We start from the raw sequence: 24,710 nt of genomic DNA on the forward strand, positions 1-24,710 counted from the left end.
GTCCGACGCGGCGATTCGGAAAAACAATATGACTCAATGACATCGCTACTGTGCATGGGGTTGTTTTCGTCGTTTCGATGTACCGCCCACCGCAGGCCCCGCTTCTGGCCACAGGCATCGTCGCGGCCGGAGCACGCTCCACGCCGACGGTCACCCGACAGAGGTTGAAAAAATGGTCGGAGCGAGAGGATTTGAACCTCCGACCCCTAGTCTCCCAGACTAGTGCGCTAACCGGGCTGCGCCACGCTCCGAATGCCGTTCCATTAGCTAGGATCGCCGCTTTGCGCAAGGCGAGGCCGCAGCATTTTGGTGTATCGGCCCAGAGGGGCCGGAACTGCCCGCAAAGGTGGGCCTCCCCTAGCCGTCCTTGAGGGCCTGATCCAGCATCTCGCGGCAGGCGACGAGGTCGGCCAGCGCCCGACCCAGCCGCTCGCGGTCCAGCGCGCTGGGGCCGGCGGGCGCGGTGGCGGCGCCTTTGCGGAAGGTGGTGAGGATCTCCTCGTCGTCGATCTCGCTGAAGCGGAAGTCGATGCCTTCCTCCTCATCGCCCTGGAAGTCGTCATCGTCGGTGTCGGTGACGCCCTTGATGGGGGCCTCGTCCTCGGGCTCCATCAGGCTCGCGCCGATGGCGTCCTCGATCGCGCCGAAGGAGACCGCGGCCGCGCTGTCGGCGAGACCCTGCACCGATTTGACGCCGTGCTCCTTCAGGATCCGCTGCACCCCGCGGATGGTGTAGCCCTCGCCATAGAGCAGCCGGCGGATGCCCTTGAGCAGATCGACGTCGTCGGGGCGGTAGTAGCGGCGGCCGCCGCTGCGCTTCATGGGCTTGATCTGGGAGAAGCGGGTCTCCCAGAACCGCAGCACGTGCTGCGGAATGTCGAGTTCCTGCGCTACTTCGCTGATGGTTCGGAACGCATCCGGCGCCTTGTCCAAAGGCCAGTCCTTTCCGAAAGGCGGTTAAGCCTCTTCTTGAGCCGGGGTGGCGTCGCCGTTGGTGCGGTGCTGGGCGTTGATCCGCTGCTTCAGGATCGCCGACGGCTTGAACACCATGACGCGGCGCGGCGAGATCGGCACCTCGGTGCCGGTCTTCGGGTTGCGGCCGATGCGCTGACCCTTCTTGCGCACCATGAAGGAGCCGAACGAGGACAATTTCACCGTCTCGCCCTTCTCCAGGCAGTCGGTGATCTCCTTCAGCACGAGTTCCACGAAGGCAGACGATTCCGTGCGCGACAGGCCCACCTTCTGGTAGACGGCTTCGCACAAATCGACACGCGTTACGGTTTTGCTGGTCTCGCTCATCGCCCTGCCCCACCTCACGGCGAACAATTCTTGTCTGAAATTATGAGGTTACGATAGTGCGGTCAACACCGCACATCAATGCAGACGTCGGGATAATCGGCCGTGATTCCGGCAAAATTTTATCGGTGTGGCTTACCAGCGCACCAGCGCGGAGCCCCAGGTGAAGCCGCCGCCCATGGCCTCCAGAAGGACCATGTCGCCCTTCTTGATGCGGCCGTCCCTGCGCGCCACCGAGAGCGCCAGCGGAATCGAGGCTGCCGAGGTGTTGCCGTGACGGTCCACCGTCAGCACCACCTTTTCCGGCGCGATGTGCAGCTTGTGCGCGGAAGCGTCGATGATTCGCTTGTTGGCCTGGTGCGGCACGAACCAGTCGATGCCGTCGGCATTGAGCCCTGTCGCCGCAAAGGCATCGACGATGACGTCGGTGATCATGCCGACCGCGTGCTTGAAGACCTCGCGGCCCTCCATGCGCAGATGGCCGACGGTCTGGGTCGAGGACGGCCCGCCGTCCACGAACAGCTTTGCCTTGTGGCGGCCGTCGGATCGTAAGTGAGTGGTGACGATGCCGCGATCGGTCGCGGCATTGCCGGGCTGCTCCTGCGCCTCCAGCACCACGGCGCCGGCGCCGTCGCCGAACAGCACACAGGTGCCGCGATCGTTCCAGTCGAGGATGCGCGAGAAGGTCTCCGCGCCGATCACCAGCGCGCGCTTGTAGGCCCCGGTGCGCAGGAAATTGTCGGCGGTGGCGAGCGCGAAGACGAAGCCCGAGCACACTGCCTGCAGATCGAAGGCCGCGCCATGATTGATGCCGAGGCCGTGCTGCACGGCGACGGCGGTCGCGGGGAAGGTGTTGTCGGGCGTCGAGGTCGCCAGCACGATCAGCTCGATCGATTGCGCGTCAACGCCGGCATCGCGGAGCGCCGCCTGTGCCGCCTTGATGGCGAGGTGCGAGGTGAACTCGCCCTCGGCCGCGATGTGCCGCTCGCGAATGCCGGTGCGCTGCACGATCCACTCGTCGGAGGTATCGATGCGCGCCGCCAATTGGGCGTTGGTCACCACCTGCTCCGGCAAGTAAGAGCCGCAGCCGAGCACGACCGAACGAATCTGAGTCACGAAACATCCTCCGGCGCGGGCTGCACGAATTTGAGTGCACCACCCTCGCGGTTGAGCATCTGATTGATCTTGTTCAGGAGATCGTAGTGAGCCATCTCATAGCCAACATCGATCGCATAGGCAAAGCCTTCGGCGTTGGTTCCGCCGTGGCTCTTGACCACCACCCCGTTCAGTCCCAGCAGCACGCCACCATTGGACTTGTTGGGGTCCATTTTGTCGCGCAGGGCCTGGAAGGCGCTGCGCGCGAAGAGGTAGCCGAGCTTTGACATCCAGCTCCGTTGCATCTCGTGACGAAGCAATTCCGCCATCTGCCGTGCGGTTCCCTCGGCCGCCTTCAGCGCGATGTTGCCGCTGAAGCCTTCGGTGACGATCACGTCGGCGAGCCCCTTGCCAATGCCGTCGCCCTCGACGAAACCGATATAGTCGAGCTCCGGCAGGTTCCGCGCCCGCAGGATCTCGCTGGCCTCGCGGATCTCCTCGTGGCCCTTGATCTCCTCGGCGCCGATGTTGAGCAGCCCGACCGTGGGCCGGGTTTTGTTGAACAGCACGCTCGCCTTGGCCGCGCCCATCACCGCCATCGACACCAGATGGTGGGCATCGCCGCCGAGGGTGGCGCCGAGGTCGAGCACGACGGACTCCCCGCGCAGGGTCGGCCAGATCGCCGAGATCGCCGGCCGGTCGATGCCCGGCAGGGTGCGCAGATGGAAGCGCGCCATCGCCATCAGCGCGCCGGTATTGCCGGCGGAGATCGCGACGTCCGCCTCGCCCTTCTTGACCGCGTCGATCGCGAGCCACATCGAGGAGGTCTTGCGGCCGCGCCGCAGCGCCTGGCTCGGCTTGTCCTTCATGCTGACGGCGACGTCGGTATGGATGATCTTGGAGGCGGCCTTCAGCTTCGGGTGCTGGTCGAGCTCGGGCTCGATCCTGGCGCGGTCGCCGACCAGCAGGAACTCGGTGTCGCGATGCCGGCCAAGCGAGATGGCGGCGCCCGGAATGACCACGGCGGGGCCGACATCGCCCCCCATGGCGTCCAGCGCGATGCGAACCTTGCTTGGCATGTAAGTCCTGGAAACCTGGTCTGGTGCGGTCTTGGGATCAGCGGGGCCGCAAAATGGGTTCGCCACCGGTACGGCGGCCGGCCAAGCGCCACGCCGCACCCGGACCGGGGCGCGACAATAGCGTTTTGTACCCCCGAAACAACCTCTTGCCCCCAGCCTTTTGCATTCGGGGCAATCCGGCCGCCGGGCGCGGATTTCGCGAGAAATCCATTGAAATCAGACAGATAAACAGCTGTCTCAAACCATCAGGGCAAATGGCTCGCGTCCCCTGGCAAGGCAGCCGCGAGCCAAAGTGCCCCTCATTGGCCCTTCTTCTTGTCCTGCAATGCCTTCAGCAAGGCGAAGGGATGGTCTTCGGGGTCGGGAGCGGTGACCTCCGCCTCGAACACGGCCCCCTCCTTGCGTGGATAGGGATCGATCGCCAGGAACAGGACGTCGGTGGCGAGCCGGCCGAGGTCGATGATGCCGCCCGTGATCGGCTCGGGCGGGTCGGCAACCTCGGGCGGCGCCTCGTCGTCCTGCCCCTCCTCGATCAGATCGGCCAGGCGGCGCGCCTCGGCCTCGGGGGCGAACATCAGGTCCACCTCCTCCTCGATCTCGCTCTCGATCGGATCCAGCGTGACGACGCAGGTCTGGCCGATCCGGCCTCGAACCAGGCCCGTGACCTGGACCCGCCCGCCGCTTTTCGGCACGACATCGAAGCTGGCATGGGCGGACAGGATCTCGCGCAAGCCCGCGACCTCCGCCATCGCCTGCCGCTCGGCCACTGAGGCCTCGAGCTCGCGATGCAACCCGCCGTCCGGGATTTGCGCAACGATGACGGGCGCCCGCCAGGGATCGCGCTCGGTATCTGGTCGGCTCATGGCGTGACATCCTGTGACAGCGCCCGGGGAAACTTGAAGGACGCGCGCAGCAGCGCGGCCTCGTCGGTTCGGCCAAGATCGGCCTCGCTGGCCCTCGCATAGGCCGCGAGCCGCTCCGCCTGGTCGAAGCCGGTCCCATTCAAGATATTCTTGCAGATCGCCGCTGCCAGCGCCTCGCCGCCGGCTTCCATCGCCTGGTCGTAGGCCTGGACGCGGCCGTAGAATGCCTCGCCGAAGGCCCGCATCCGCTTCGGCACGGTCTGGTCGCCCACCCCCATCTCGCGCAGATTGTCGTCCATGTCCTCGCAGAAGCGGTCGAACAGCGCCTGCGACAGCTCCGCGGCGCCCTGAACCGCGCGCAGACGGCGCAGCAGCAGCCAGAGATGCAGCAGCAACAGGTCGAAACGCCCGTTAACCGTATCGGGCACACCCAAGACCCGGTAAAACAGGGGTTCTCGCGCCTGCGTCACGATCATGCCATAGATGGCCTCAATGGTGCCGGGCGGGGTTCGCCGGGGTTTCCTGAAGTGATTGAACGGCCAAAGCATTGTGGTTTCCGCAAGCGGGCGCGCGCGAGTTGCATTCAGACGCCCAGCCCGGTACTTCAGCGCCTCGCGCGACGCAAGGGGACGGAATCAGTTCCGCTATGACGACAACGAACCAGATCAGCCTGCGCGCGGACATGCGGCGCGGCCTTCATGCCTGTTGGCGCGGCCTGCGCATGCTCGCGGCCACCGCCGTGATCGGCGTGGCCCTTGCAGCTTGCACCGGCGAGCAGTTCCAGAAAGGCTACATCCTGCCGCCCGGCGCGCTCGAGCAGATTCCGATCGGCGCGAGCCAGGATCAGGTGCTGATCGTGATGGGCACGCCTTCGACGGTCGCGACCCTCGACGGTGAAGTGTTCTACTACATCTCGCAGCGCTCGGAGCGCCCGGTCGCCTTCATGAACCAGAAGGTGGTCGATCAGCGTGTCATCGCAGTCTATTTCGACAAGACCCGGCGCGTGCGCCGGCTTGCGAATTACGGTCTCCAGGACGGCAAGATCTTCGACTTCATCAGCCGCACCACGCCGACGTCGGGTCAGGAGATGAGCTACCTTACCCCGCTGTTCAAGCTGCTCAGCTTCAACTGAGGCCGTCGAAGGATTCGATCGAAGCGGCTTGTCGCTTCGCGTCGAAAATGCGCGTCGAACGAGGCTCCTGAAGCCGCTTAATTCCATCGCAAGGTATATGGGCTTACGCCTGCGTCGTCGTGCCGCTCTCTGCGCGGCACTTGTCGTCGCGCGCGACTTGCGGTCGCACGTGCCGTTCCCTACGGTTCCCGCAAAGCAAAAAGCAGGAGTGGATTCGTGCATAAGCCTTTGTTGTCCCGCCGTCGTGTGCTCGCCGGTGCTGCCGGCCTTTCGGCCGCAGCGATTCTACCGCGATCGAGCCTTGCCGACTGGAAGCCCACTGAAAACGTTCGTCTCATCGTGCCGGCCGCGGCCGGCGGCTCGACGGACGTGATGGGCCGCCTCCTGGCCGCGCATCTGCAAACCGCCTGGGGTCAGTCGACTGTGGTGGAAAACCGCTCCGGCGGCGGCGGCACGATCGGCACCGCCGAGGCCGTGCGCGCCAAGCCGGATGGTCACACCATCCTGGTCGGCAACCCCGGCCCGAACGCGATCGCCTACAGCATCTTCAAGAACCTCAGCTACAAGCCGGACCAGCTTCAGCCGGTCTCGAACATGATCCGGATTCCGAACATCGTCTCGGCGCATCCGAAGACCGGCATCAAAACGATTCCCGAGCTGATCGCGTATCTGAAGGCCAATCCGGACAAGCTCAGCTACGCCTCCTCCGGCGTCGGCCAGAGCCCCCACCTCACCGGCGCCTGGTTTCTCCAGCTCACCGGCCTGAAGATGACGCACATCCCGTTCCGCGGCGCCGGCCCCGCGCTCCAGGCCGCCCTTGCCGGCGACATCCAGATCCTGTTCGACAATCTCTATCCGACCCTGCCTCAGGTGCAGAGCGGCACACTCAACGGTCTCTGCGTCACCACGCCCGAGCGCAGCGACCTCGCCAAAGACCTGCCGACCATGCGCGAGAGCGCGCCGGAGCTGGCGAATTTCGACGTGTCCTCCTGGTTCGCGGTCTTCCTGCCGAAGGGCGCTTCGCCCGAGGTGCTGGGCGCGCTCAATCTCCAGGTCAAGGCGATGCTGGAGCGCGAGGACGTCAAGAAGCAGATCGCCGCCATGGGCGCCCGCGCCGACTACGGCACGCCCGAGCAGTTCGCCGCCTTCGTGGACGCCGAGACGAAGAAGTTCGCCGGCATCATCCAGAAGGAAGGCCTGCAGATGGACGTGCAGTAGGTCTCTCTCACGTCATTGCGAGAGAAGCGAAGCAATCCAGGCTGTCTCTGCGGAACGATGCTGGATTGCTTCGTCGCAAGAGCTCCTCGCAATGACGTCGGGAGAGCGTCGCATCGCAATCAAAAACCCCGCGGCTCACGCCGCGGGGTTTTCTCTTGTCGCGTCAGCGCCGCTCAGTGCGCCAGGATCGCCAGCAGCAGCAGGGCCACGATATTGGTGATCTTGATCATCGGGTTCACCGCAGGTCCCGCCGTGTCCTTGTAGGGATCGCCGACGGTATCGCCGGTCACCGCGGACTTGTGGGCATCAGAGCCCTTGCCGCCGAAATGACCGTCCTCGATGTACTTTTTGGCGTTGTCCCAGGCGCCGCCGCCCGAGGTCATGGAGATCGCGACGAACAGGCCCGTCACGATGACGCCGAGCAGCATGGCGCCGACGGCCGAGAATGCCGCCGACTTGCCGGCCGCGCCGCCGCCCGCGATCGCATAGATCAGGAAGTAGACGACGATCGGCGACAGCACCGGCAGCAGCGAGGGGATGATCATCTCCTTGATTGCCGCGCGCGTGAGCAAGTCGACCGCCTTGCCGTAATCAGGCTTGTCGGTGCCCTGCATGATGCCCGGCTTCTCGCGGAATTGGCGACGGACCTCCTCGACGATCGCACCGGCCGCACGGCCGACCGCGGTCATGCCCATCGCGCCGAACAGGTACGGCAACAGACCGCCGAACAGCAGGCCCACCACGACGTAGGGATTGTTCAGTGAGAAGTCCGGATTGACGCCGGCGAAGTAGGGATGCTGCGCGGAGCGGGCCACGAAGAACTTGAGGTCCTCGTTGTAGGCCGCGAACAGTACCAGGGCGCCGAGACCAGCGGAGCCGATCGCGTAGCCTTTGGTGACCGCCTTGGTGGTGTTGCCGACCGCGTCGAGCGCGTCGGTCGACTTGCGCACCTCCTTCGGCAGTCCCGCCATTTCGGCAATACCGCCGGCATTGTCGGTGACGGGGCCGAAGGCGTCGAGGGCGACGATCATGCCGGCCAGCGCCAGCATGGTGGCGGTCGCGATCGCGATGCCGAACAGCCCGGCGAGGCTGTAGGTGACCAGGATGCCGGCGATGATGACGATCGCAGGCAACGCGGTCGCTTCCATCGAGATGGCGAGGCCCTGGATCACGTTGGTGCCGTGGCCGGTGACCGAGGACTGGGCGATCGACTTCACCGGACGATAGTCGGTCCCGGTGTAGTATTCGGTGATCCAGATGATCAGGGCGGTGACGACGAGACCGACCACGCCGCACTCGAACAGCGCCAGGCCGGTGTAGTTGACGCCCTCGAGCTTGCCGAAGCCGATCAGGTAGTAGATCACCAGGGCGATGCCGATCAGCGACAGGATGCCCGTTGCGATCAGGCCCTTGTAGAGCGCGCCCATGATCGACTGGCTCGGCCCGAGCTTGACGAAGAAGGTGCCGATGATCGAGGTGATGATGCAGATGCCGCCGATCGCGAGCGGCAGCGTCATCATGTTGGCGAGGATCGGCGTCTTGGCGAAGAAGATCGCCGCCAGGACCATGGTGGCGACCGCGGTCACCGCATAGGTCTCGAACAGGTCGGCGGCCATGCCGGCGCAGTCGCCGACGTTGTCGCCGACGTTGTCGGCGATGGTCGCAGGGTTGCGCGGGTCATCCTCGGGAATGCCGGCCTCGACCTTGCCGACGAGGTCGCCGCCGACGTCCGCACCCTTGGTGAAGATGCCGCCGCCGAGACGGGCGAAGATCGAGATCAGCGAGGCGCCGAAGCCGAGCGCCACCAGGGCGTCGACGACGACGCGGCTATCCGGCGCGAGCTTCAGCGAATGGACCAGGAAGCCGAAATAGAGCGTCACGCCGAGCAGCGCCAGACCCGCCACCAGAAGGCCGGTGATGGCGCCCGCCTTGAAGGCGAGCTCCAGGCCGCCGGCCAGCGACGTCGTCGCGGCCTGGGCGGTGCGCACATTGGCGCGGACCGAGACGTTCATGCCGATGAAGCCCGCAGCGCCGGACAGGATCGCGCCGATGGCGAAACCGATCGCGACATAGAGCCCGAGGAAATAGGCAAGCAGCACGAAGATGACGATGCCGACGATACCGATCGTGGTGTATTGCCGCCGGAGATAGGCTTGTGCGCCTTCGCGCACCGCCCCTGCGATCTCCTGCATGCGCGGCGACCCCGCATCCGCGCCCAAGACCGAAGACGTCGCCCAAATCGCGTAGGCGACGGAAAGCGCTCCGCAGAGCACTATCAACCATAATGCTGTCATGTGATGTTTGCCTCAGATCCTTGATGTACCCCCGGCGCCTTTTGTTGTCCGTCGTGCGGTGAAGCGCCTTGATTTTGAACAAAGCCGCCCCCTTGCCCTTAAGGGACGGCTCCAGTCGGCCGCGAGCTTGCCAAAATCACATTGAGGGTGCAACGCCGGATCAGCCCGAAAAGGCCGATCTTGGCAGGTATTTAGGACCAAGCGCTGAGAACTCAGATGCCGGTTTGGAGCAATTCCTAGAAGTGGCTGTAGGACAGCCGCGTCAAAAGCAGATCCTGGCCCTGCCCGTCCAGGAAGCGCAGCGGCTTCTGCCCCTCCGTGATGGTACCGATTGCAGTCACGGCAACGCCGAGGGACTGCCCCGCGGCAATCAGCGTCTCGCATTGTGCCGGCGGAACGGTGCAGAGCACCTCGTAGTCGTCGCCCCCGGCAAGCAGCGTCTCGACAGACGCGACGTTGCGGGCGCGAAGGCCGGCTGCCGCGGCCGAGAGTGGCAGGCTCGTCACGTCGACCGAAGCCGCGACCCCGGAGGCGGCACAGAGCTTGGTCAGATCGCCGGCGAGGCCGTCGGAGACGTCCATCGCCGCGGTGGCATGATCGCGCAGGGCCGGCGCCAGCACGTTGCGTGGCTGCGGCACCCGATAGCGCGAGACCAGAAAATCCCGTGCCGCGGGATCGGAGGTCAGCGCGCTGGCGGCAGCCCCGCCTTTGAGCACGTCGAGGCCGAGCGCGGCATCGCCGATCGTGCCCGTGACCAGGACGCGGTCGCCCGGCCTTGCGCCGGTGCGGCCGATCATCCGCCCCTGAGGCACACGGCCGAAGGCGGTGATCGAGATCATCTGCGGGCCCGGCGTCGACACCGTGTCGCCACCGAGCAGAGGACAAGTGAAGGTCTTCGCATCCTCGCCCAGCGCGTCCGCAAAGGGACGCAGCCAGGCATCCTCCTTGCTGCGCAGCGCCAGCGTCAGCACGAAGCCTGCCGGCGTCGCTCCTTTCGCCGCGAGATCGGACAGGTTCACCCGCAGCGCCTTGCGCGCGATGTTGTCAGGCGGATCGCCGGCAAGATAATGCACGCCCTCCACCACCGCGTCGGTGGTGACGACGATGTCCTCGCCGGACGAGGACAGCACCGCCGCGTCGTCGACCAACCCGAACGCGCCGGGATCGGTCGCCAGCGGTTTGAAATAGCGCGCGATGAGGGAGTCTTCGCCGGAGGGATTTTGTGTGGTTTCCATCGGCGTCAGCCCCATCCACCGCTGTCATCGCCCGGCTTGACCGGGCGATCCAGTATTCGAGAGACAGTCGTGTTAGCCCGATAGGCCGCGGCGTACTGGATCACCCGCCTTCGCGGGTGATGACGACGGAGAATGGGGCAGTCGTCTCGCATCACTTCACCGCCCTCGCGGGAAACTACCCCCGCCCGAACTCGTCGCCGCGAAACTGCCGGCCGATCTGGTCGAGCACGGCGTTGACCATGCCGGTCTCCTCGCGGTCGACGAAAGCATTGGCGACGTCGACATATTCGGAGACCACCACCCGGCCCGGCACGTCCTTGCGATGCTGGAGCTCATAGGCTCCTGCCCGCAGCACTGCCCGCAGGATCGCCTCGATCCGCTTGAGCGGCCAGCCCTTCGACAGCGCCTCGTCGATCAGAGGATCGAGCTTCTTCTGGTCGCGGACGACGCCGGAGACGACGTCGCGGAAAAAGGCGGCTTCCGCCGGCAGATACGTCTCGCCCTCGACCTCGTTGCCGAGCCAATGGCTTTCGAATTCGGCAAAGATGTCGTTGATGCCCGCACCGGCGATGTCCATCTGGTACAGTGCCTGCACGGCTGCGAGCCGTGCCGCACCGCGCCGGTTCGCCTTCTTCTCGACAACGCCGGTCGGCTTTTTGGTGTTATCGGCCATGGCTTCAGGCCCGCGCCAGGCGGCGTTTAATGCGCAGCATCGCAAGCGCGGCGCGCGCGGCATCGCCGCCCTTGTTGAGCTCGCTGGCACGCGCCCGCGCCCAGGCCTGCGCCTCGGTGTTGACGGTGAGGATGCCGTTGCCGAGCGGCAGCTTCCGCGCCACGGCGAGGTCCATCAGCGCGCGCGAGGATTCCTGCGAGACGATCTCGAAATGAATGGTGTCGCCGCGGATCACGCAGCCGAGCGCGATCACCGCATCATAGGGCCTGCCGTTCGCCGCCGCGGCATCGACCGCGATGGCGACTGCCGCGGGGATCTCCAGCGCACCGGGAACCGTAATGACGTCGTGGGTCAGGCCGGCCGCCTTCAGCTCGGCCACCGCGCCGTCCAGCAGCGCATCCTGGAGATCGTCATAGAACCGCGCCTCGACAATCAGCGCGCGCGCGCCGGAAATGTCGGTCTGGTCCTTCAGGGGTGCGCGCCGCGCGTCTGCCATCGTTCAATCCGTTTCGAAAGGGGTCGGCGCTATGTAGTCGCCGGAAGCAGGTAAGCCAAGTTCTAAGAGACCGTCATTTCCGTCAGCCGCGCCGCGTAGCGGGCCATCAGGTCGACCTCGATATTAACCTCATCCCCGGCCTTCCAGCTGCCGATCGTCGTGACATCGAGCGTGTGCGGAATGATCAGCACCGAAAAGGTCACGTCTGCAACCGTATTGATCGTCAGCGAGACGCCGTCGAGCGTGATCGAGCCCTTGGTGGCGATGAACCGTGCCAGCTCCCGCGTCGTCGAGAGCACGAACCGCGCCATATCCGGCAAGTCCTCCCGGCTGACGATGGTTGCAATGCCATCGGCGTGGCCGGCGACGATATGGCCGCCGAGCTCATCGCCGATCTTCAGCGCGCGCTCGAGGTTGAGCCTGGTGCCGACCTTCCAGTGCTTGGCCGTCGTCAGCGCCAGCGTCTCGGCCGCGGTGTCAACGTCGAACCAGGTCCTTTGCTTGGAGTCCCTGCCATCCGCAACGCCCGAGGCAACCACGGTCAGGCACACACCGTTGCAGGCGATCGAGGCGCCGTCCGCAATCGTGCTCTGATCGTAGCGGCAGGCGATCCGCAGCCGGTGCAGCTGCCCCGGCGCCGTTGGCGTGAAGCTGACGATCTCGCCGATATCGGTGACAATGCCGGTGAACATTACGCGCGCTCGTAGATGGTGAGGTTATCCTTGCCGCAGGTCTCGCTAGCATGAACCTTGTAGGCCGGCGACTGCGTGATTTTCGACAGGGGCAATGCATCGAGCGCATCGACGCCGCCTTCGCCGACCGCTTCCGCTCCGCGGAACAGCCAGACCTCGTCGACGAGATCGGCCGCGACGAACGATGCCGCAACGCGGCTGCCGCCCTCGACCATCAGCCGTGTGATGCCCTTGTCCGCCAGCGCATGCAGCACGGCCGAAAGATCGAGCCCGGATGCACTCCCCGGAGGCATGCGCATGATTTGCGCACCGGCCGCGCCAAGGCGCGTCGCGGCGGCCGCTTCCGCAAGCTCGGACGCGATCACCCAAAGCGGCGTCTCGCGCGCGGACCGAACCAGCTGGCTCGATGCGGGAATGCGCAGGCTCCGGTCGAGCACGACGCGCACCGGCGAGCGCGCCGCCATGCCCGGCAGGCGGCAGTTGAGCTGCGGATCATCCGCCAGCACCGTGCCGATGCCGACCAGGATGGCATCGCTTTGCGCGCGGAGCAGATGCACGCGGTTGCGTGCCGCCTCCCCCGTGATCGCAAGGGGCTTGCCGCCGGCCGCACCGATCTTGCCGTCAGGCGAGACCGCGAGCTTCAGGATCACATGAGGACGCTGGTCCCGGATGCGGCGGAAATGGCCGGCATGGTCGAACGCGGCCTCCGCCGCGCACAGACCGACGTCCACATTGATGCCGGCGGCGCGCAGGCGCGCATGGCCCTGGCCCGCAACTTCCGGATTGGGGTCCTCGATCGCCGCCACCACGCGCTTGATGCCGGCGGCGATCACAGCATCGGCGCAAGGCGGCGACTTGCCGAAATGAGAGCACGGCTCCAGCGTGACGTAGAGCGTGGCACCCCGCGCTGCTTCGCCCGCCCGCCGCAACGCCTCGGGCTCACCGTGCGGACGTCCGCCTGCTTGCGTCCAGCCGCGGCCGACGATGACGCCGTCCTTGACGATGACGGCGCCCACGGCCGGATTGGGCCAGGTCCGGCCCTGCCCGCGCCGACCGAGCGCAAGCGCCAGCTCCATGAAACGGCGATCAGCATCCTTGGCCTCGCGGGCCTTCTGCGCGAACTGGTCTTCCAGAATGCGGAAGATCATTTGCGGATCGCGGCGAGCCGCGCTTCCTCCTCGCCGGAGAGCTCGCCGAGCACGTCGGCGAAATCCTTGGCCTCGCGGAAATTGCGGTAGACCGAGGCAAAGCGCACATAGGCGACGTCGTCGAGCGTGCGCAGATGCTCCATCACGGTCTCGCCGATCACCTCCGAGGAGATCTCGGCCTCACCTCCGGTCTCGAGCTCGCGCACGATGGTGGAGACCATCTTCTCGACGCGCTCCGGCTCGACCTGCCGCTTGCGAAGTGAGATCTGCACCGAGCGCATCAGCTTGTCGCGATCGAACGGCACGCGGCGGCCGTTGCGTTTGATCACCGTGAGCTCGCGCAGCTGTACGCGCTCGAAGGTGGTGAAGCGGAAATTGCAGGCGACGCACACGCGCCGCCTGCGGATCACGGACGAGTCCTCGGTCGGACGCGAGTCCTTTACCTGCGTATCGAGACTGTTGCAGTTCGGGCAGCGCATCCGTGTGACCTTTATTTTCGCATGATCTCTTCGGAAAATCGGTACCCACTTTTCCGGATCATGCGGCGCCTTTACTGGTAGATCGGGAACCGGTCGGTGAGCGCCTTGACCCGTTCCTTGATCGCAGCCTCCACCAGCGGCGCCTTGCCGTCGGAGGATTGCGCGATCGCATTGAGGACCTCGGCGATCATGCCGCCGACCTGCTGGAATTCGGCCACGCCGAAGCCGCGGCTGGTCGCAGCCGGCGTGCCGAGCCGAATGCCCGAGGTCACAAAGGGCGATTCCGGGTCGAACGGAATGCCGTTCTTGTTGCAGGTGATGGCGGCGCGAACCAGCGCCTTCTCCGAGACGTTGCCCTTCAGGCCCTTCGGCCGGAGATCGACCAGCATCAGATGATTGTCGGTGCCGCCGGAGACGATATCGAGACCATGGCCCTTCAACGTCTCGGCCAAGGCCTTGGCGTTCTCGACGATGTTCTTGGCGTAGACCTTGAAATCCGGACGCAGCGCCTCGCCGAAGGCGACCGCCTTCGCCGCAATCACGTGCATCAAAGGACCGCCCTGCAGACCCGGGAAGATCGCCGAGTTGAGCTTCTTGGTCAGCGTCTCGTCATTCCACAGCATCAGGCCGCCGCGCGGACCACGCAGCGACTTGTGCGTCGTGGTGGTGGTGACGTGCGCATACGTCACCGGTGAAGCATGCACGCCGCCGGCGACGAGCCCAGCGAAATGCGCCATGTCGACCAGCAGGTAAGCGCCGACGCTGTCGGCGATCTCGCGGAAACGCTTGAAGTCCCAGGCGCGCGAATAGGCCGAGCCGCCGGCGATGATCAGCTTCGGCTTGACCTCTTCGGCCTGCTTGGCCACCGCATCCATGTCGATGATCTGGTCCTCGCGGCGCACGGTGTAGTGCGCGGCCTTGAACCACTTGCCGCTCATGTTCACGGGCGAGCCATGGGTGAGATGGCCGCCGGCGGCGAGATCGAGACCCATGAAGGTGTCGCCCGGCTGCAGCAGCGCCAGGAACACCGCCTGGTTCATCTGGCTGCCGGAGTTCGGCTGCACGTTGGCAAAACTGGCGCCGAACAGCTTCTTGGCACGATCGATCGCAAGGTTCTCGGCGACGTCGACCCACTCACAACCGCCGTAATAGCGCGCGCCCGGATAACCTTCCGCGTATTTGTTGGTCATGACCGAACCCTGCGCTTCCAGCACGGCCCGGCTGACGATGTTCTCGGAGGCGATCAGCTCGACCTCGTGGCGCTGCCGACCGAGCTCACCCTTGATGGCGGCAGCGATTTCCGGATCGGCCTGCTCGAGCGAGGCGGTGAAAAACGAATCGGGCGCGGAGGCGGACTTGGGTGCGGTCATCTTGCGAATATCTCCACCGCCGCAGCCTTTTGGCGGGCTACGGGCGGGTCTGGTGTGGCGGTCGGAAGCACGCGCGATCTACCACATCGGCCGACCGCGGCCAAGCATTTGCGGGTCGGGCCAGATATTTATGCAAGATATGGTGGGATTGGGAGTTTTCAGCCCGGGAGCGGTCTTGCGAGATCCGCTCCCCATCAATATCGCGGTGGGGCCGCTTTGGGCCTTATTTCTTGCCAGCTGCCGCCGGGGCAGCCGGCGTCGTTTTACAGCCCGGTATACCCCGCCTTCACGGGGTCGACGCTGCCGTCGAGCTGGCGCAGATAGGTCAGGCCGCAGACCGTTAACCTATGGGTGTCGGTCTCGCCGGCTTCCATCAGGATGTTGAGGTAGTTCGTGACCTTTTCACGCGCCTCGGCGCTGGCCGCCGCGGTGCGATTGGCGAGCAGGTCGTAGGTCTGCATGATGCGGTCGATGGCAGCTTCCATGGCATCCTCTGGTTGGTCGGGATCTTGGGGGTTTTGATCAGGCAACCGCTCTGGCCTCGGTCTGCGCCTGGAACCGGGCGATCGCCCTGTTGGCCAGCCTGATCTTGTTGAATTCGCCCTGCTGGAGCAGCTTGACGATCAGGTGAAGCAGGCGGTCGTCGGTAACGAGAGTGTCCGGGATTGCGCCGGAGCGGCGAAGGTAGTTCGCGGCGATGGCGTAGGCCTCGCTGACGAGCTCCACGTTCATCACCCGAAGCCCGCGCTCGACCAGCATCGCCGTTTCTCCGATCCGAAGAAGATAAGCGCCGAGCCCGGAACTGGTTCCTGGCTGCCGGGGGGATTTTTTCGCAGGTGCAAAAAAAATATCAACGCACCGGTCCGGGGCAACTCCGGACCAGCGCGCTTGGGGAAGTCAGGCACGTTCGGGAGGGCTGCCGGTCTTGTTGCGGGCCGGCTTCGCCCAGATCCCTTTAGAACTCAGAGGCGATAGAGGATCTGGTCGGTCCAGAACCGCTCCAGGCGGTGCAGCGACTTGTTGAGGGTCGCAAACTCGTCGCCGGAGATGCCGCCGACCTGCTCCACCGTCTTGACGTGCTTCTGGTAGAGCGCATCGACGATGCGGCGGACTTCCTGGCCCTGCGGGGTCAGGCGGATGCGCACCGAGCGGCGATCGACGCGCGAGCGCTGATGATCGAGGAAGCCGAGCTCGACGAGCTTCTTCAGATTGTAGGAGACGTTGGAGCCGAGATAGTAACCGCGCGTGCGCAATTCGCCCGCGGTCAGCTCCTTGTCGCCGATGTTATAGAGCAAGAGCGCCTGGACCGAGTTGATGTCCGCACGGCCGCGGCGATCGAATTCGTCCTTGATTACGTCGAGGAGCCGGCGATGCAGCCGCTCCACCAGAGTCAAAGCTTCCAGATAGAGCGACTGCACCGAACCCTGCTGGCCGGAGACGCGCTCTGCGGTATCTGCCGCAGTTGCGACGGCTTTCATCATGACACTTCCCCTGTTGTCGTTTTTATCGACACTTATTCGACGAAACTTGTGTCCCGTCTGATAGGTGCAACTTAAGAGGGGCGTTTGAAGATCGGCTTAAATAAGAGAATAAAGAGATCATGAATTTAAGACAGTGAATTGCGCATTAAGCCTGTGCCACAAGTACTTTTTGAAAGCCTCTGTTGACCTTCGCAAGGTCCTGTTCACCCTCCGTCCGCCGCTGTTGTCGCATTCCAGAACAGCCCCGCCCCGTTTCGAAACGCACGCGTAAGAGCTGTGGCGGAACCGGCTGGTCAACGAAAACTTACCGCGAATTTTAGGCAACCAGCGGTCAACCAAACGCAACATTCTCCTGTCCCGGACAAGCGCAGCAAGCGGCGCGCAGACCCGGGATCCCAGAAGCCAAAAGCGAGATATCGGAAAGATGGGCCCCGGCTCTGCAACGCATCACGCCGCAAACTTCGGCGTGCTGCGTCCGGGGCACGAGAGCGTGAGCGTGAATCTCTGCGCGCTACGGCGGCCGCTCGCGCGCGGCCATCCAGGCGAGCGCAAGATAAGCGGCAAGCATGAAGACCTCGACGCCGACCACGACGAGGCTGCCGCCGTAGATTCCCGGGAACATCAGCTCGATCACGGCCATCGACACCACGGTCGTCAGCCACACCACCGCGCCCCAGGGCGTCGCCAGCCAGAGGCCGACGGCGGCGACGAGCTCGATCACCGCGAAGTAGACCGTCGCGGCCTGCCAGGCCATCGACTGGTTCTCGAACGCCTCGTCCTCGCCGCCGACGAAGCCCGTGACCTGCGCCCAGTGATAGAGGCCTTTCAGGATCGAGAGCAGCGCCATCACCCGCAGGAACAGCACCAGCCGTCGGGTCCAGACATTGTCGTCGGACTCCGAGCGCTCCGAGGAGATCGCCGCCACTGAGAGCGCGCTCTCTCGGGCAGTGTCACGGGCAGCGTCCCTGGCATTGGCGCCGCCTGGGGCCGCATCGCGGGTGGAGATCTCGGACATGGCCCCTTCTGGCTGCTTCGGCCCGCAAAATCAATCGGCTGCCCAAGTCAGGTTCAGATCTGCCTTGCGGCAGGTCAAGCCGCGGTGACGGGAACCATGCGAGCTGGTATAAGAATAATTCCAGCCGGAGGAAGAGTGATGGCGATCAAATACGGACGTCCGATCGAATTGCGCGACGTTTCGCGCCGGGACAGCACGGCAGTGCCGCATGCCCTCGATCTGACCGTCCGTCCGCGCCGCAACCGCAAGGCCGAGTGGGCCCGGCGCATGGTGCGCGAGAACGTCCTCACCACCGACGACCTGATCTGGCCGCTGTTCCTGATCGACGGCACCAACAAGCGCGAGCAGGTCGCCTCGATGCCCGGCGTCGACCGCCTCAGCGTCGACCAGGCCGTGCGCGAGGCCGAGCGCGCGATGAAGCTGACCATCCCCTGCATCGCGCTGTTTCCCTACACCGATCCGTCCCTGCGCGACGAGGAAGGCTCGGAAGCCACCAACCCGAACAACCTGGTCTGCCAGGCCGTGCGCGCGATCAAGAAGGAGTTTCCGGAGATCGGTATCCTCTGCGACGTCGCGCTCGATCCCTTCACCAGCCACGGCCATGACGGCCTGATCTCCGACGGCAAGATCCTGAATGACGAGACGGTCGCCGTGCTGGTGCGTCAGGCCTTGGTGCAGGCCGAAGCCGGCTGCGACATCATCGCGCCCTCCGACATGATGGACGGCCGCGTCGCCGCGATCCGCGAGGGGCTGGACCGCGCCGGCCTGCTCGACGTGCAGATCATGGCCTATGCCGCGAAATACGCCTCCGCCTTCTATGGCCCGTTCCGCGACGCCATCGGCTCGGCCAAGACGCTCACCGGCGACAAGCGCACCTATCAGATGGATAGCGCCAACACCGATGAAGCGCTGCGGGAGGTCGAGCTCGACATCGCCGAGGGCGCCGACATGGTGATGGTGAAGCCCGGCATGCCCTATCTCGACGTGGTCCGCCGCGTGAAGGACACGTTTGCGATGCCGACCTTCGCCTATCAGGTCTCCGGCGAATACGCGATGATCGCCGCAGCCGCGAACAACGGCTGGCTCGACGGCGACCGTGCCATGATGGAAAGCCTGCTCGCCTTCAAACGCGCCGGCGCCGACGGTGTGCTGAGCTATTTTGCGCCGAAGGCGGCGGAGAAGCTGCGGGGCCAGACGTAAGCTGTCGTAGGGTGGGCCAAGCGAAGCGGGCCCACCGATTCATCCATCGTGTAAGTCGGCGGGCAATGGTGGGCACGGCGCAAGCGCGCCTTTGCCCACCCTACAGGACCGCCCGATCACCGCGCCCGAATCGCCGGAATATTTCGGCTTGCTGCCGCCCGCGCGCCCTTGGCACGGGCATGGCCTGTTCCCATGTCCTGCGAGGGGAGCTTCGCTGGGAGAACGGACCATGTCGTACAACTCGGGCAATTCAGGCGGCTGGCGCAATGACGGCGCCATGCGACCGCATGCCTACGACCCTGACCTGCATCCGGAACTGTTCCGGGGCGTCGCGACGCGGCGGGTGTTCGCCTTCCTGATCGATATGGTCGTGATCTCGGTGCCGGTGATCCTCGGCTACATCTTCATCGCCTTGTTCGGCGTGGTCACCCTCGGCATCGGCTGGGCGCTGTTCTGGATCGCCTGGCCGGCCTCCGTGATCTGGGCTATCGTCTATTACGGCGCCAGCATCGGCGGTGCGTCCTCCGCCACGGTCGGCATGCGCCTGATGGACCTGGAGCTGCGCACCTGGTACGGCGCGCCCGGCTACTTCGTGCTCGGCGCCACCCATGCCGTGCTGTTCTGGGTGACGGTCTCGTTCCTGTCGCCGTTCGTGGTGCTGGTCGGCCTGTTCAACGGCCGCCGTCGCCTGCTGCACGATTTCGTGCTGGGAACGGTCGTGATCAACAATTCGGTTCGCATACCCACTCCGCAGGCGGCGCGGACGTGGTGAGCTAATCGATTGACCGGGGGCTTTTGGAGCGCGATGCTAATGCCTGTTTCGGAGGCCCACGACGTCCCTTGACCCAGCACTCGCGCGACACCCCCCAGTTTTACCTCACGGCGCCCTCACCCTGCCCGTATTTGCCGGGCCGACATGAGCGCAAGGTGTTCACGCATCTGGTCGGGGACCGCGCCGGTGACCTCAACGACCTGCTCACCCATGGCGGTTTCCGCCGCAGCCAGTCGATCGCCTACCGTCCCGCCTGCGACCAGTGCCGGGCCTGCGTCTCGGTCCGGGTCATCGCCAACGAGTTCCGCCCCTCGCGCAACTTCCGCAAGGTGATGGCCCGCAACGCCGACATCATCGGCGAGCAGCGCAGCGCGGTGCCGACCTCCGAGCAATATTCGGTGTTCCGCGCCTATCTCGACGCCCGCCACCGCCACGGCGGGATGGCCGACATGACCGTGCTCGACTACGCCATGATGGTCGAGGACAGCCACGTCGAGACCCGCATCATCGAATACCGCAAGCGCGGCCCCGACAGCGGCATCACCGGCCGCGGCGAGGAGCTGATCGCAGTGGCGCTCACCGACGTTCTCAGCGACGGCCTGTCGATGGTCTATTCGTTCTTCGAGCCTGGCCAGGTCAGCCGCTCGATGGGCACCTTCATGATCCTCGACCATATCGCCCGTGCGCGACGGCAAGGGCTGCCTTACGTCTATCTCGGCTACTGGATCGAAGGCTCCAAGAAGATGGACTACAAGGCCCGCTTCCTGCCGCAGCAGCGCCTCGCCCCCTCAGGCTGGCTGCGCATTGACGCGCAGGGCGACACGGCGTCCGAGCCGCAGGATTAGTGAATGGCGAGTAGCGAATAGGATGACACCCCCCACTCGCTACTCGCCATTCGCTACTCACCCAAAAAACGTATCTGCCAGCAGCTTCAGATTCAAAATCACGATGATGCCCGCGACGATCCAGGCGACCGCGGCAACCGACATCGGGATCGCGAACTTGCCCATCTTGCGGCGGTCGGAGACGAAGCGGACCAGCGGAATCACCGCGAAAGGCAGCTGCATCGACAGCACGACCTGGCTGAACACCAGCAAATCCGCAGTGCCGCGCTCGCCGTAGATCGCGGTGACGATGATCACGGGAATGATGGCGATGCCGCGGGTCAAGAGGCGGCGCGCCCAGCTGGGCAGGCGCAGATCGAGAAAGCCCTCCATCACGATCTGGCCGGCGAGCGTCGCAGTGACCGTCGAGTTGAGGCCCGAGGCGAGCAGCGCCACCGCGAACAGCGTCGAGGCGATGCCGAGGCCGAGCAGCGGCGACAGCAGCTCGAACGCCTGCTCAATCCCGGCCACGTCGGAATGGCCGCTCTTGTGGAAGGTCGCAGCAGCGACGACGAGGATCGCGGCGTTGATGAACAGCGCCAGCATCAGCGCGATGGTCGAGTCCGTCGTCGCCCATTTGATCGCTTCGCGCCGGCCGGTGTCGTTGCGTTCATAAGCGCGCGTCTGCACGATCGAGGAGTGCAGGTAGAGATTGTGCGGCATCACGGTGGCGCCGATGATGCCGATCGCGATGTAGAGCATGTCGGAATTGGTGAAGATCTCGCTCTTGGGCACGAAGCCCCGCAAGACCTCTGCCACCGGCGGAGCCGCCGCCGCGATCTGCACCGCGAAGCAAACGGCGATCACCACCAGCAGCGCGATGACGAAAGCCTCCAGGAAGCGGAAGCCCCGGTTCATCAGCAGCAGCAGCAGGAAGGCGTCGAGGGCTGCAATCAATGCGCCGCCAATCAGGGGAATGCCGAACAGCAGCTTCAGCGCGATCGCCGTGCCGATCACCTCGGCGAGATCGCAGGCGATGATGGCCGCCTCGCAGGCGAGCCAGAGCAGGAAGTTCACCACCCGGGGATAGGAGGCGCGGCAGGCCTGCGCGAGATCGCGGTCGGTGACGATGCCGAGCCGAGCCGCCAGCGACTGGAGCAGGATCGCCATCAAGTTCGAGATCAGGATGACGGAGAGCAGCGTGTAGCCGAACTTCGACCCGCCGGCGAGATCGGTCGCCCAATTGCCGGGGTCCATATAGCCGACCGAGACGAGGTAGCCCGGCCCGACGAAGGCCAGCAGCCGGCGCCACCAGCGGCCCGCGGCGGGAATGGCAACGGTGGAATTAACCTCAGCGAGGCTTTTGGTGGTGGGCGCATCAGCGCGCCAGCCGGCGAGGTCGGGAGTTATGTGGGGTGATCGGGCATCCATATCGGCAGAATACCCAAGTTCATTCTTATTGCAACTCATTTGCAACTGCATCTAGCGGCGGGCATTCCCGCCGCCGATCGCGGAAATCGCCTCTTGTCGGGAAGCGGGTGGGTTTGGTGGTCATCGGGGGCCAACATTGGCGCAAATTCGCCTCTACGGGATATGCGCCATGTCAACGCCGCCTCGCCTTCCTGACACTTTCAACCGCCTCGCCTGGTCCAATCTCGCAGCGCAGTCGGCCGAGCAGATCGCGCTCGCGGCAGCGCCCATCGTCGCCGTGCTGACGCTGGGGGTGGCCGAAGGCCAGACCGGCCTGCTGCAGACCGCGCTCACCCTGCCCTTCGTCCTGTTCGCCATCCCCGCCGGCGTGCTTGCAGACCGAATTTCCCGCCGCAGGCTGATGGCGAGCGCCGAGGCGCTGCGGGCGGTGGCGCTCGCGGCCGTCGTGCTGCTGCTCGCGCTGGGAGCCCTCAACCTGCCGCTGCTGGCCCTGCTCGGCTTCGCCGCCGTGTGCGGCACCGTCGTTTACAGCGTGGCAGCACCGGCGCTGGTGCCCTCGCTGGTGAGCTCCAACTTGTTGCCGGCGGCGAATGCGCGCATCGAGCTGGCGCGCACCATCGCCTTCGCCAGCGGGCCTGCACTCGGCGGTGCGCTGGTTGGGTGGTGGGGCGCGAGCCCGGCGTTCGGCTTTGCCGCGGCGCTCTCGGCCATCGCGGTCGTGCTGCTCTCCGGCATCTACGAGCCCGCACGTGCGCCGGCGCCCCGGCGGCATCCGCTCCAAGAGATCCGCGAGGGCGCGGCCTTCGTGTTTCACCATCCGCTGCTGCGGCCGGTCTTCATCACCCAGTTCATCTTCAACACCGGTTGGTTCCTGCAGATCGCGGTGTTCGTGCCCTACGCCGTGCGCCATCTCGGTCTGAGCGCCGCCGGTGTCGGCACGGTGCTGACGATGTACGGCGTCGGCATGGTGATCGGCGCGCTCCTCGCCACGCGCGTGATGAAGCGCATCGCCTTTGGCACCGTGGTGGGGCTCGGCCCGGTCACGGGCTTCGTCGCCGCCTTGGTGATGGCGCTGACGGTGCTGGTCCCCTCGCCCTGGCTCGCGGGCTTGAGCTTCTTCCTGCTCGGCGTCGGCCCGATCCTGTGGGTGATCTCGACCACGACGCTGCGTCAGTCCGTGACGCCGCCGAGACTGCTCGGGCGCGTCTCCGCCATCAACATCATGAGCTACGGCGCCCGCCCGCTCGGTTCAGTGCTGGGCGCGCTCGTCGGCGGCCTCTGGAGCGCGGAGGCATGCCTCTATCTCGCCGCGGCGATATTCGGCGTGCAGGCGCTGGTGATCCTGCTGTCACCGGCAGTGGGACTGGACCGGCAGCCGGACATGGTGGGAGATGAGGTGGCGGCGCGGTGCTGACCACAAGTGCATTGCGAGGAGCGTAGCGACGACGCAATCCAGGGTCCCTCCGTTGAGGGACTCTGGATTGCTTCGCTGCGCTCGCAATGACGGCGCCTGTTGAGGCCGCGGAGACTAACCCGCCAGATAGCGCTCGTAGCTGCCCCTGACCGGCTCGCTCGCGTCGACTTCCGGATCGAGCGTGTAGAGATCCTGCGCGCGGCCGATGCCGCGCAGCGCGTAGCGGCCGGTGGAGACGAGGTAGCGGCGGCCGGCGGCATCTAGGCCCTTGTAGAATTCGGACGAGGCCAAGAGCTCGCGATCCACCGAGCGGCTCATCGAGGCGATGCGGCTGACCTCGTTGACGGTCGGGCCGACCACGGTGAAATCAAGCCGGTCCTCGCTGCCGATATTGCCGTAGAAGACCTCGCCGACATGCAGGCCGATATAGGCTGACGTGGTCGGACGGCCCTCCGCCGCCCGCCGTTCGTTCAGCGCAGCGACATTCTTGCGGAACAGGTGCTCGGCGCGGAGCGCGGCCCGCCGCGCATCCGCCATGTCCTCGCCCCAGAACATCGCGAGCACGCCGTCGCCGATCAGCTTCAGTACGTCGCCGCCGGCTTCGTGGATCGGATCGATCACGGCCTGCGCATAGTCGTTGAGGAACGGGATGATCTCGTCGGGACCGATGCTCTCGCTGATGCCGGTCGAGCCGCGCAGGTCCGAATACCAAAGCACGGCATTGATGCGCTCGGTGACGCCGCGCGAGATGCGCCCGCGCAGCACCTGCTCGGAGGCGTCGCGGCCGAGATAGACCCGGCCGAGCGTGCGCGCGATGTCGACCTGCTGCGCCGACTTGATCGCGAGCCCCAACACCGGAACCAGATCGCGCAGCGCTTCCAGCTCCAGTCCGGAGAACCCGCTCGCGCGGCGGGTGGTCCAGCAGGAATAGAGGCAATCCATCAGGCCGAGCGCCCCGTTCTCGCCGAAGCGGTGGACGAATGCGAGATAGTGCTTGTGGCCCTTCTCGGCGAGCTCGCCGATCTGCGAGAAATCCATCGACGGCGCATCGGCGAGATCGATCACCATCTCGTCGTGGCCATTCTCGAGCATGTGGAAGAACACCGAGCGGCGCCAGCTCTTGGCGGCGTCGCCGTCGGCGGTCGAGCCGTATTCGAAGGCATCGCTCTCGTTGCTGGGACGATCGCTCCAGCGGAAGCCGCGGCCTTCATAGATCGGATGCAGCGTGTCGATGACGACGAGGCCACGCGACAGTTCCAGCCCCTCGGCGCAGCAACGCTCGCAGAAGCCGCGGAGCAGTTCAATTTCAGGCAGGCCCGTGAGCCCCTGGCCGGTCAGCCAGTTCATCAGCGTAAGGCGCGAGGTCAATTGCATGCGCCATTATGGCGTGCATTCGTGACGAGCGGAAGCGGGGTATCTGCATACAACCCAAAGGCTCCCCGCCGGCAGCAGGTCGAATATGCCGCAGACGCGGTTGACGCGCTCTCGCCGCGAGCTGCAAAT

At 65.4% G+C, this 24,710-nt stretch carries 26 protein-coding genes and 1 tRNA gene; 6 read left to right on the top strand and 21 right to left on the bottom strand.

The window, feature by feature from the left end; genetic code table 11:
• Positions 1-173 precede the first annotated feature (173 nt).
• The 7 genes from I6F28_RS13420 to I6F28_RS13450 form a co-directional block, all read right to left on the bottom strand.
• Positions 174-251, bottom strand: a tRNA-Pro gene (locus I6F28_RS13420).
• Positions 252-357: 106 nt separating this feature from the next.
• Positions 358-933, bottom strand: a complete 576-nt coding sequence (locus I6F28_RS13425; RefSeq protein ID WP_225113067.1) for a MerR family transcriptional regulator — start codon at positions 931-933, stop codon at positions 358-360.
• Positions 934-957: 24 nt separating this feature from the next.
• Positions 958-1,299 carry an integration host factor subunit alpha gene (locus I6F28_RS13430; RefSeq protein ID WP_225140090.1) on the bottom strand — a complete coding sequence of 114 codons (342 nt, stop codon included), beginning with the start codon at positions 1,297-1,299 and terminating at the stop codon, positions 958-960.
• Positions 1,300-1,431: 132 nt separating this feature from the next.
• Positions 1,432-2,412 (bottom strand): beta-ketoacyl-ACP synthase III, encoded by a 981-nt coding sequence (locus tag I6F28_RS13435; RefSeq protein ID WP_225140091.1) that lies wholly within the window; start codon positions 2,410-2,412, stop codon positions 1,432-1,434.
• Complete coding sequence (gene plsX / locus I6F28_RS13440) at positions 2,409-3,470, bottom strand: phosphate acyltransferase PlsX (RefSeq protein ID WP_036010436.1); 1,062 nt, start codon at positions 3,468-3,470, stop codon at positions 2,409-2,411. The genes I6F28_RS13435 and plsX overlap by 4 nt, the downstream gene beginning before the upstream one ends.
• A gap of 299 nt (positions 3,471-3,769) precedes the next feature.
• Positions 3,770-4,333 carry a YceD family protein gene (locus I6F28_RS13445; protein WP_036010439.1) on the bottom strand — a complete coding sequence of 188 codons (564 nt, stop codon included), beginning with the start codon at positions 4,331-4,333 and terminating at the stop codon, positions 3,770-3,772.
• Positions 4,330-4,881: a ubiquinol-cytochrome C chaperone family protein gene (locus I6F28_RS13450; protein WP_109143544.1), complete on the bottom strand. Its 552-nt coding sequence runs from the start codon at positions 4,879-4,881 to the stop codon at positions 4,330-4,332. The genes I6F28_RS13445 and I6F28_RS13450 overlap by 4 nt, the downstream gene beginning before the upstream one ends.
• Positions 4,882-4,979: 98 nt before the next feature.
• On the opposite strand from I6F28_RS13450, the gene I6F28_RS13455 reads away from it, so the two are divergent.
• Both I6F28_RS13455 and I6F28_RS13460 read left to right on the top strand, forming a co-directional pair.
• The gene (locus I6F28_RS13455; RefSeq protein WP_036010444.1) at positions 4,980-5,465 is read left to right on the top strand and encodes an outer membrane protein assembly factor BamE; all 486 of its coding nucleotides are present in this window, start codon (positions 4,980-4,982) and stop codon (positions 5,463-5,465) included.
• Between the two features lie 216 nt (positions 5,466-5,681).
• Entirely contained in the window at positions 5,682-6,683 is a 1,002-nt protein-coding gene (locus I6F28_RS13460) for a Bug family tripartite tricarboxylate transporter substrate binding protein (RefSeq protein WP_036010447.1), read from the top strand.
• Positions 6,684-6,856: 173 nt separating this feature from the next.
• Here I6F28_RS13460 and I6F28_RS13465 read toward each other — a convergent pair whose 3' ends face one another.
• From I6F28_RS13465 to I6F28_RS13520, 12 genes are all read right to left on the bottom strand, one after another.
• Entirely contained in the window at positions 6,857-8,977 is a 2,121-nt protein-coding gene (locus tag I6F28_RS13465; protein ID WP_109143543.1) for a sodium-translocating pyrophosphatase, read from the bottom strand.
• Positions 8,978-9,213: 236 nt separating this feature from the next.
• Entirely contained in the window at positions 9,214-10,212 is a 999-nt protein-coding gene (gene thiL, locus I6F28_RS13470; RefSeq protein WP_225140092.1) for a thiamine-phosphate kinase, read from the bottom strand.
• 175 nt (positions 10,213-10,387) lie between these two features.
• Complete coding sequence (nusB, locus tag I6F28_RS13475; protein WP_036010453.1) at positions 10,388-10,885, bottom strand: transcription antitermination factor NusB; 498 nt, start codon at positions 10,883-10,885, stop codon at positions 10,388-10,390.
• 4 nt (positions 10,886-10,889) lie between these two features.
• The gene (gene ribH / locus I6F28_RS13480; protein ID WP_036010456.1) at positions 10,890-11,381 is read right to left on the bottom strand and encodes a 6,7-dimethyl-8-ribityllumazine synthase; all 492 of its coding nucleotides are present in this window, start codon (positions 11,379-11,381) and stop codon (positions 10,890-10,892) included.
• Between the two features lie 62 nt (positions 11,382-11,443).
• Positions 11,444-12,073, bottom strand: coding sequence for a riboflavin synthase (locus I6F28_RS13485; RefSeq protein WP_057029743.1), 630 nt, complete (start codon positions 12,071-12,073; stop codon positions 11,444-11,446).
• Positions 12,073-13,221: a bifunctional diaminohydroxyphosphoribosylaminopyrimidine deaminase/5-amino-6-(5-phosphoribosylamino)uracil reductase RibD gene (gene ribD, locus I6F28_RS13490; protein WP_036010471.1), complete on the bottom strand. Its 1,149-nt coding sequence runs from the start codon at positions 13,219-13,221 to the stop codon at positions 12,073-12,075. Before ribD ends, I6F28_RS13485 begins: the two co-directional genes overlap by 1 nt.
• Positions 13,218-13,700, bottom strand: coding sequence for a transcriptional regulator NrdR (gene nrdR, locus I6F28_RS13495; protein WP_011087793.1), 483 nt, complete (start codon positions 13,698-13,700; stop codon positions 13,218-13,220). Before nrdR ends, ribD begins: the two co-directional genes overlap by 4 nt.
• A gap of 71 nt (positions 13,701-13,771) precedes the next feature.
• Positions 13,772-15,070: a serine hydroxymethyltransferase gene (gene glyA, locus I6F28_RS13500; RefSeq protein WP_225140093.1), complete on the bottom strand. Its 1,299-nt coding sequence runs from the start codon at positions 15,068-15,070 to the stop codon at positions 13,772-13,774.
• Between the two features lie 263 nt (positions 15,071-15,333).
• On the bottom strand, positions 15,334-15,555 hold the full coding sequence (locus tag I6F28_RS13505) for a hypothetical protein (RefSeq protein ID WP_025036694.1): 222 nt from the start codon (positions 15,553-15,555) through the stop codon (positions 15,334-15,336).
• Positions 15,556-15,592: 37 nt separating this feature from the next.
• Positions 15,593-15,829 (bottom strand): hypothetical protein, encoded by a 237-nt coding sequence (locus I6F28_RS13510; RefSeq protein WP_036010478.1) that lies wholly within the window; start codon positions 15,827-15,829, stop codon positions 15,593-15,595.
• 203 nt (positions 15,830-16,032) lie between these two features.
• A complete protein-coding gene (gene ldtR / locus I6F28_RS13515; RefSeq protein WP_025036696.1) occupies positions 16,033-16,551 on the bottom strand; it encodes a transcriptional regulator LdtR in 519 nt (172 codons plus the stop codon).
• Between the two features lie 511 nt (positions 16,552-17,062).
• Positions 17,063-17,566 (bottom strand): DUF6163 family protein, encoded by a 504-nt coding sequence (locus tag I6F28_RS13520; protein ID WP_225140094.1) that lies wholly within the window; start codon positions 17,564-17,566, stop codon positions 17,063-17,065.
• Positions 17,567-17,704: 138 nt separating this feature from the next.
• Between I6F28_RS13520 and hemB the strand changes: the two genes are divergently transcribed.
• The 3 genes from hemB (at position 17,705) to I6F28_RS13535 (ending at position 20,383) form a co-directional block, all read left to right on the top strand.
• Complete coding sequence (hemB, locus tag I6F28_RS13525) at positions 17,705-18,766, top strand: porphobilinogen synthase (protein WP_036025484.1); 1,062 nt, start codon at positions 17,705-17,707, stop codon at positions 18,764-18,766.
• Positions 18,767-18,995: 229 nt separating this feature from the next.
• Positions 18,996-19,538 carry an RDD family protein gene (locus I6F28_RS13530; protein ID WP_225140095.1) on the top strand — a complete coding sequence of 181 codons (543 nt, stop codon included), beginning with the start codon at positions 18,996-18,998 and terminating at the stop codon, positions 19,536-19,538.
• Between the two features lie 68 nt (positions 19,539-19,606).
• The gene (locus I6F28_RS13535; protein WP_036014979.1) at positions 19,607-20,383 is read left to right on the top strand and encodes an arginyltransferase; all 777 of its coding nucleotides are present in this window, start codon (positions 19,607-19,609) and stop codon (positions 20,381-20,383) included.
• 57 nt (positions 20,384-20,440) lie between these two features.
• On the opposite strand, the gene I6F28_RS13540 is transcribed toward I6F28_RS13535, so the two are convergent.
• Positions 20,441-21,793 carry an Nramp family divalent metal transporter gene (locus I6F28_RS13540; protein WP_036014980.1) on the bottom strand — a complete coding sequence of 451 codons (1,353 nt, stop codon included), beginning with the start codon at positions 21,791-21,793 and terminating at the stop codon, positions 20,441-20,443.
• A gap of 169 nt (positions 21,794-21,962) precedes the next feature.
• On the opposite strand from I6F28_RS13540, the gene I6F28_RS13545 reads away from it, so the two are divergent.
• Complete coding sequence (locus tag I6F28_RS13545; protein ID WP_225140096.1) at positions 21,963-23,207, top strand: MFS transporter; 1,245 nt, start codon at positions 21,963-21,965, stop codon at positions 23,205-23,207.
• A gap of 114 nt (positions 23,208-23,321) precedes the next feature.
• Here the strand turns inward: I6F28_RS13545 and I6F28_RS13550 are convergent, their stop codons facing one another.
• Complete coding sequence (locus tag I6F28_RS13550) at positions 23,322-24,581, bottom strand: adenylate/guanylate cyclase domain-containing protein (RefSeq protein ID WP_036014983.1); 1,260 nt, start codon at positions 24,579-24,581, stop codon at positions 23,322-23,324.
• Between the last annotated feature and the right edge of the window lie 129 nt (positions 24,582-24,710).

The organism is Bradyrhizobium sp. NBAIM14 (genome assembly GCF_020193895.1).
In the GTDB taxonomy this organism is placed as follows: Bacteria; Pseudomonadota; Alphaproteobacteria; order Rhizobiales; family Xanthobacteraceae; genus Bradyrhizobium; species Bradyrhizobium yuanmingense.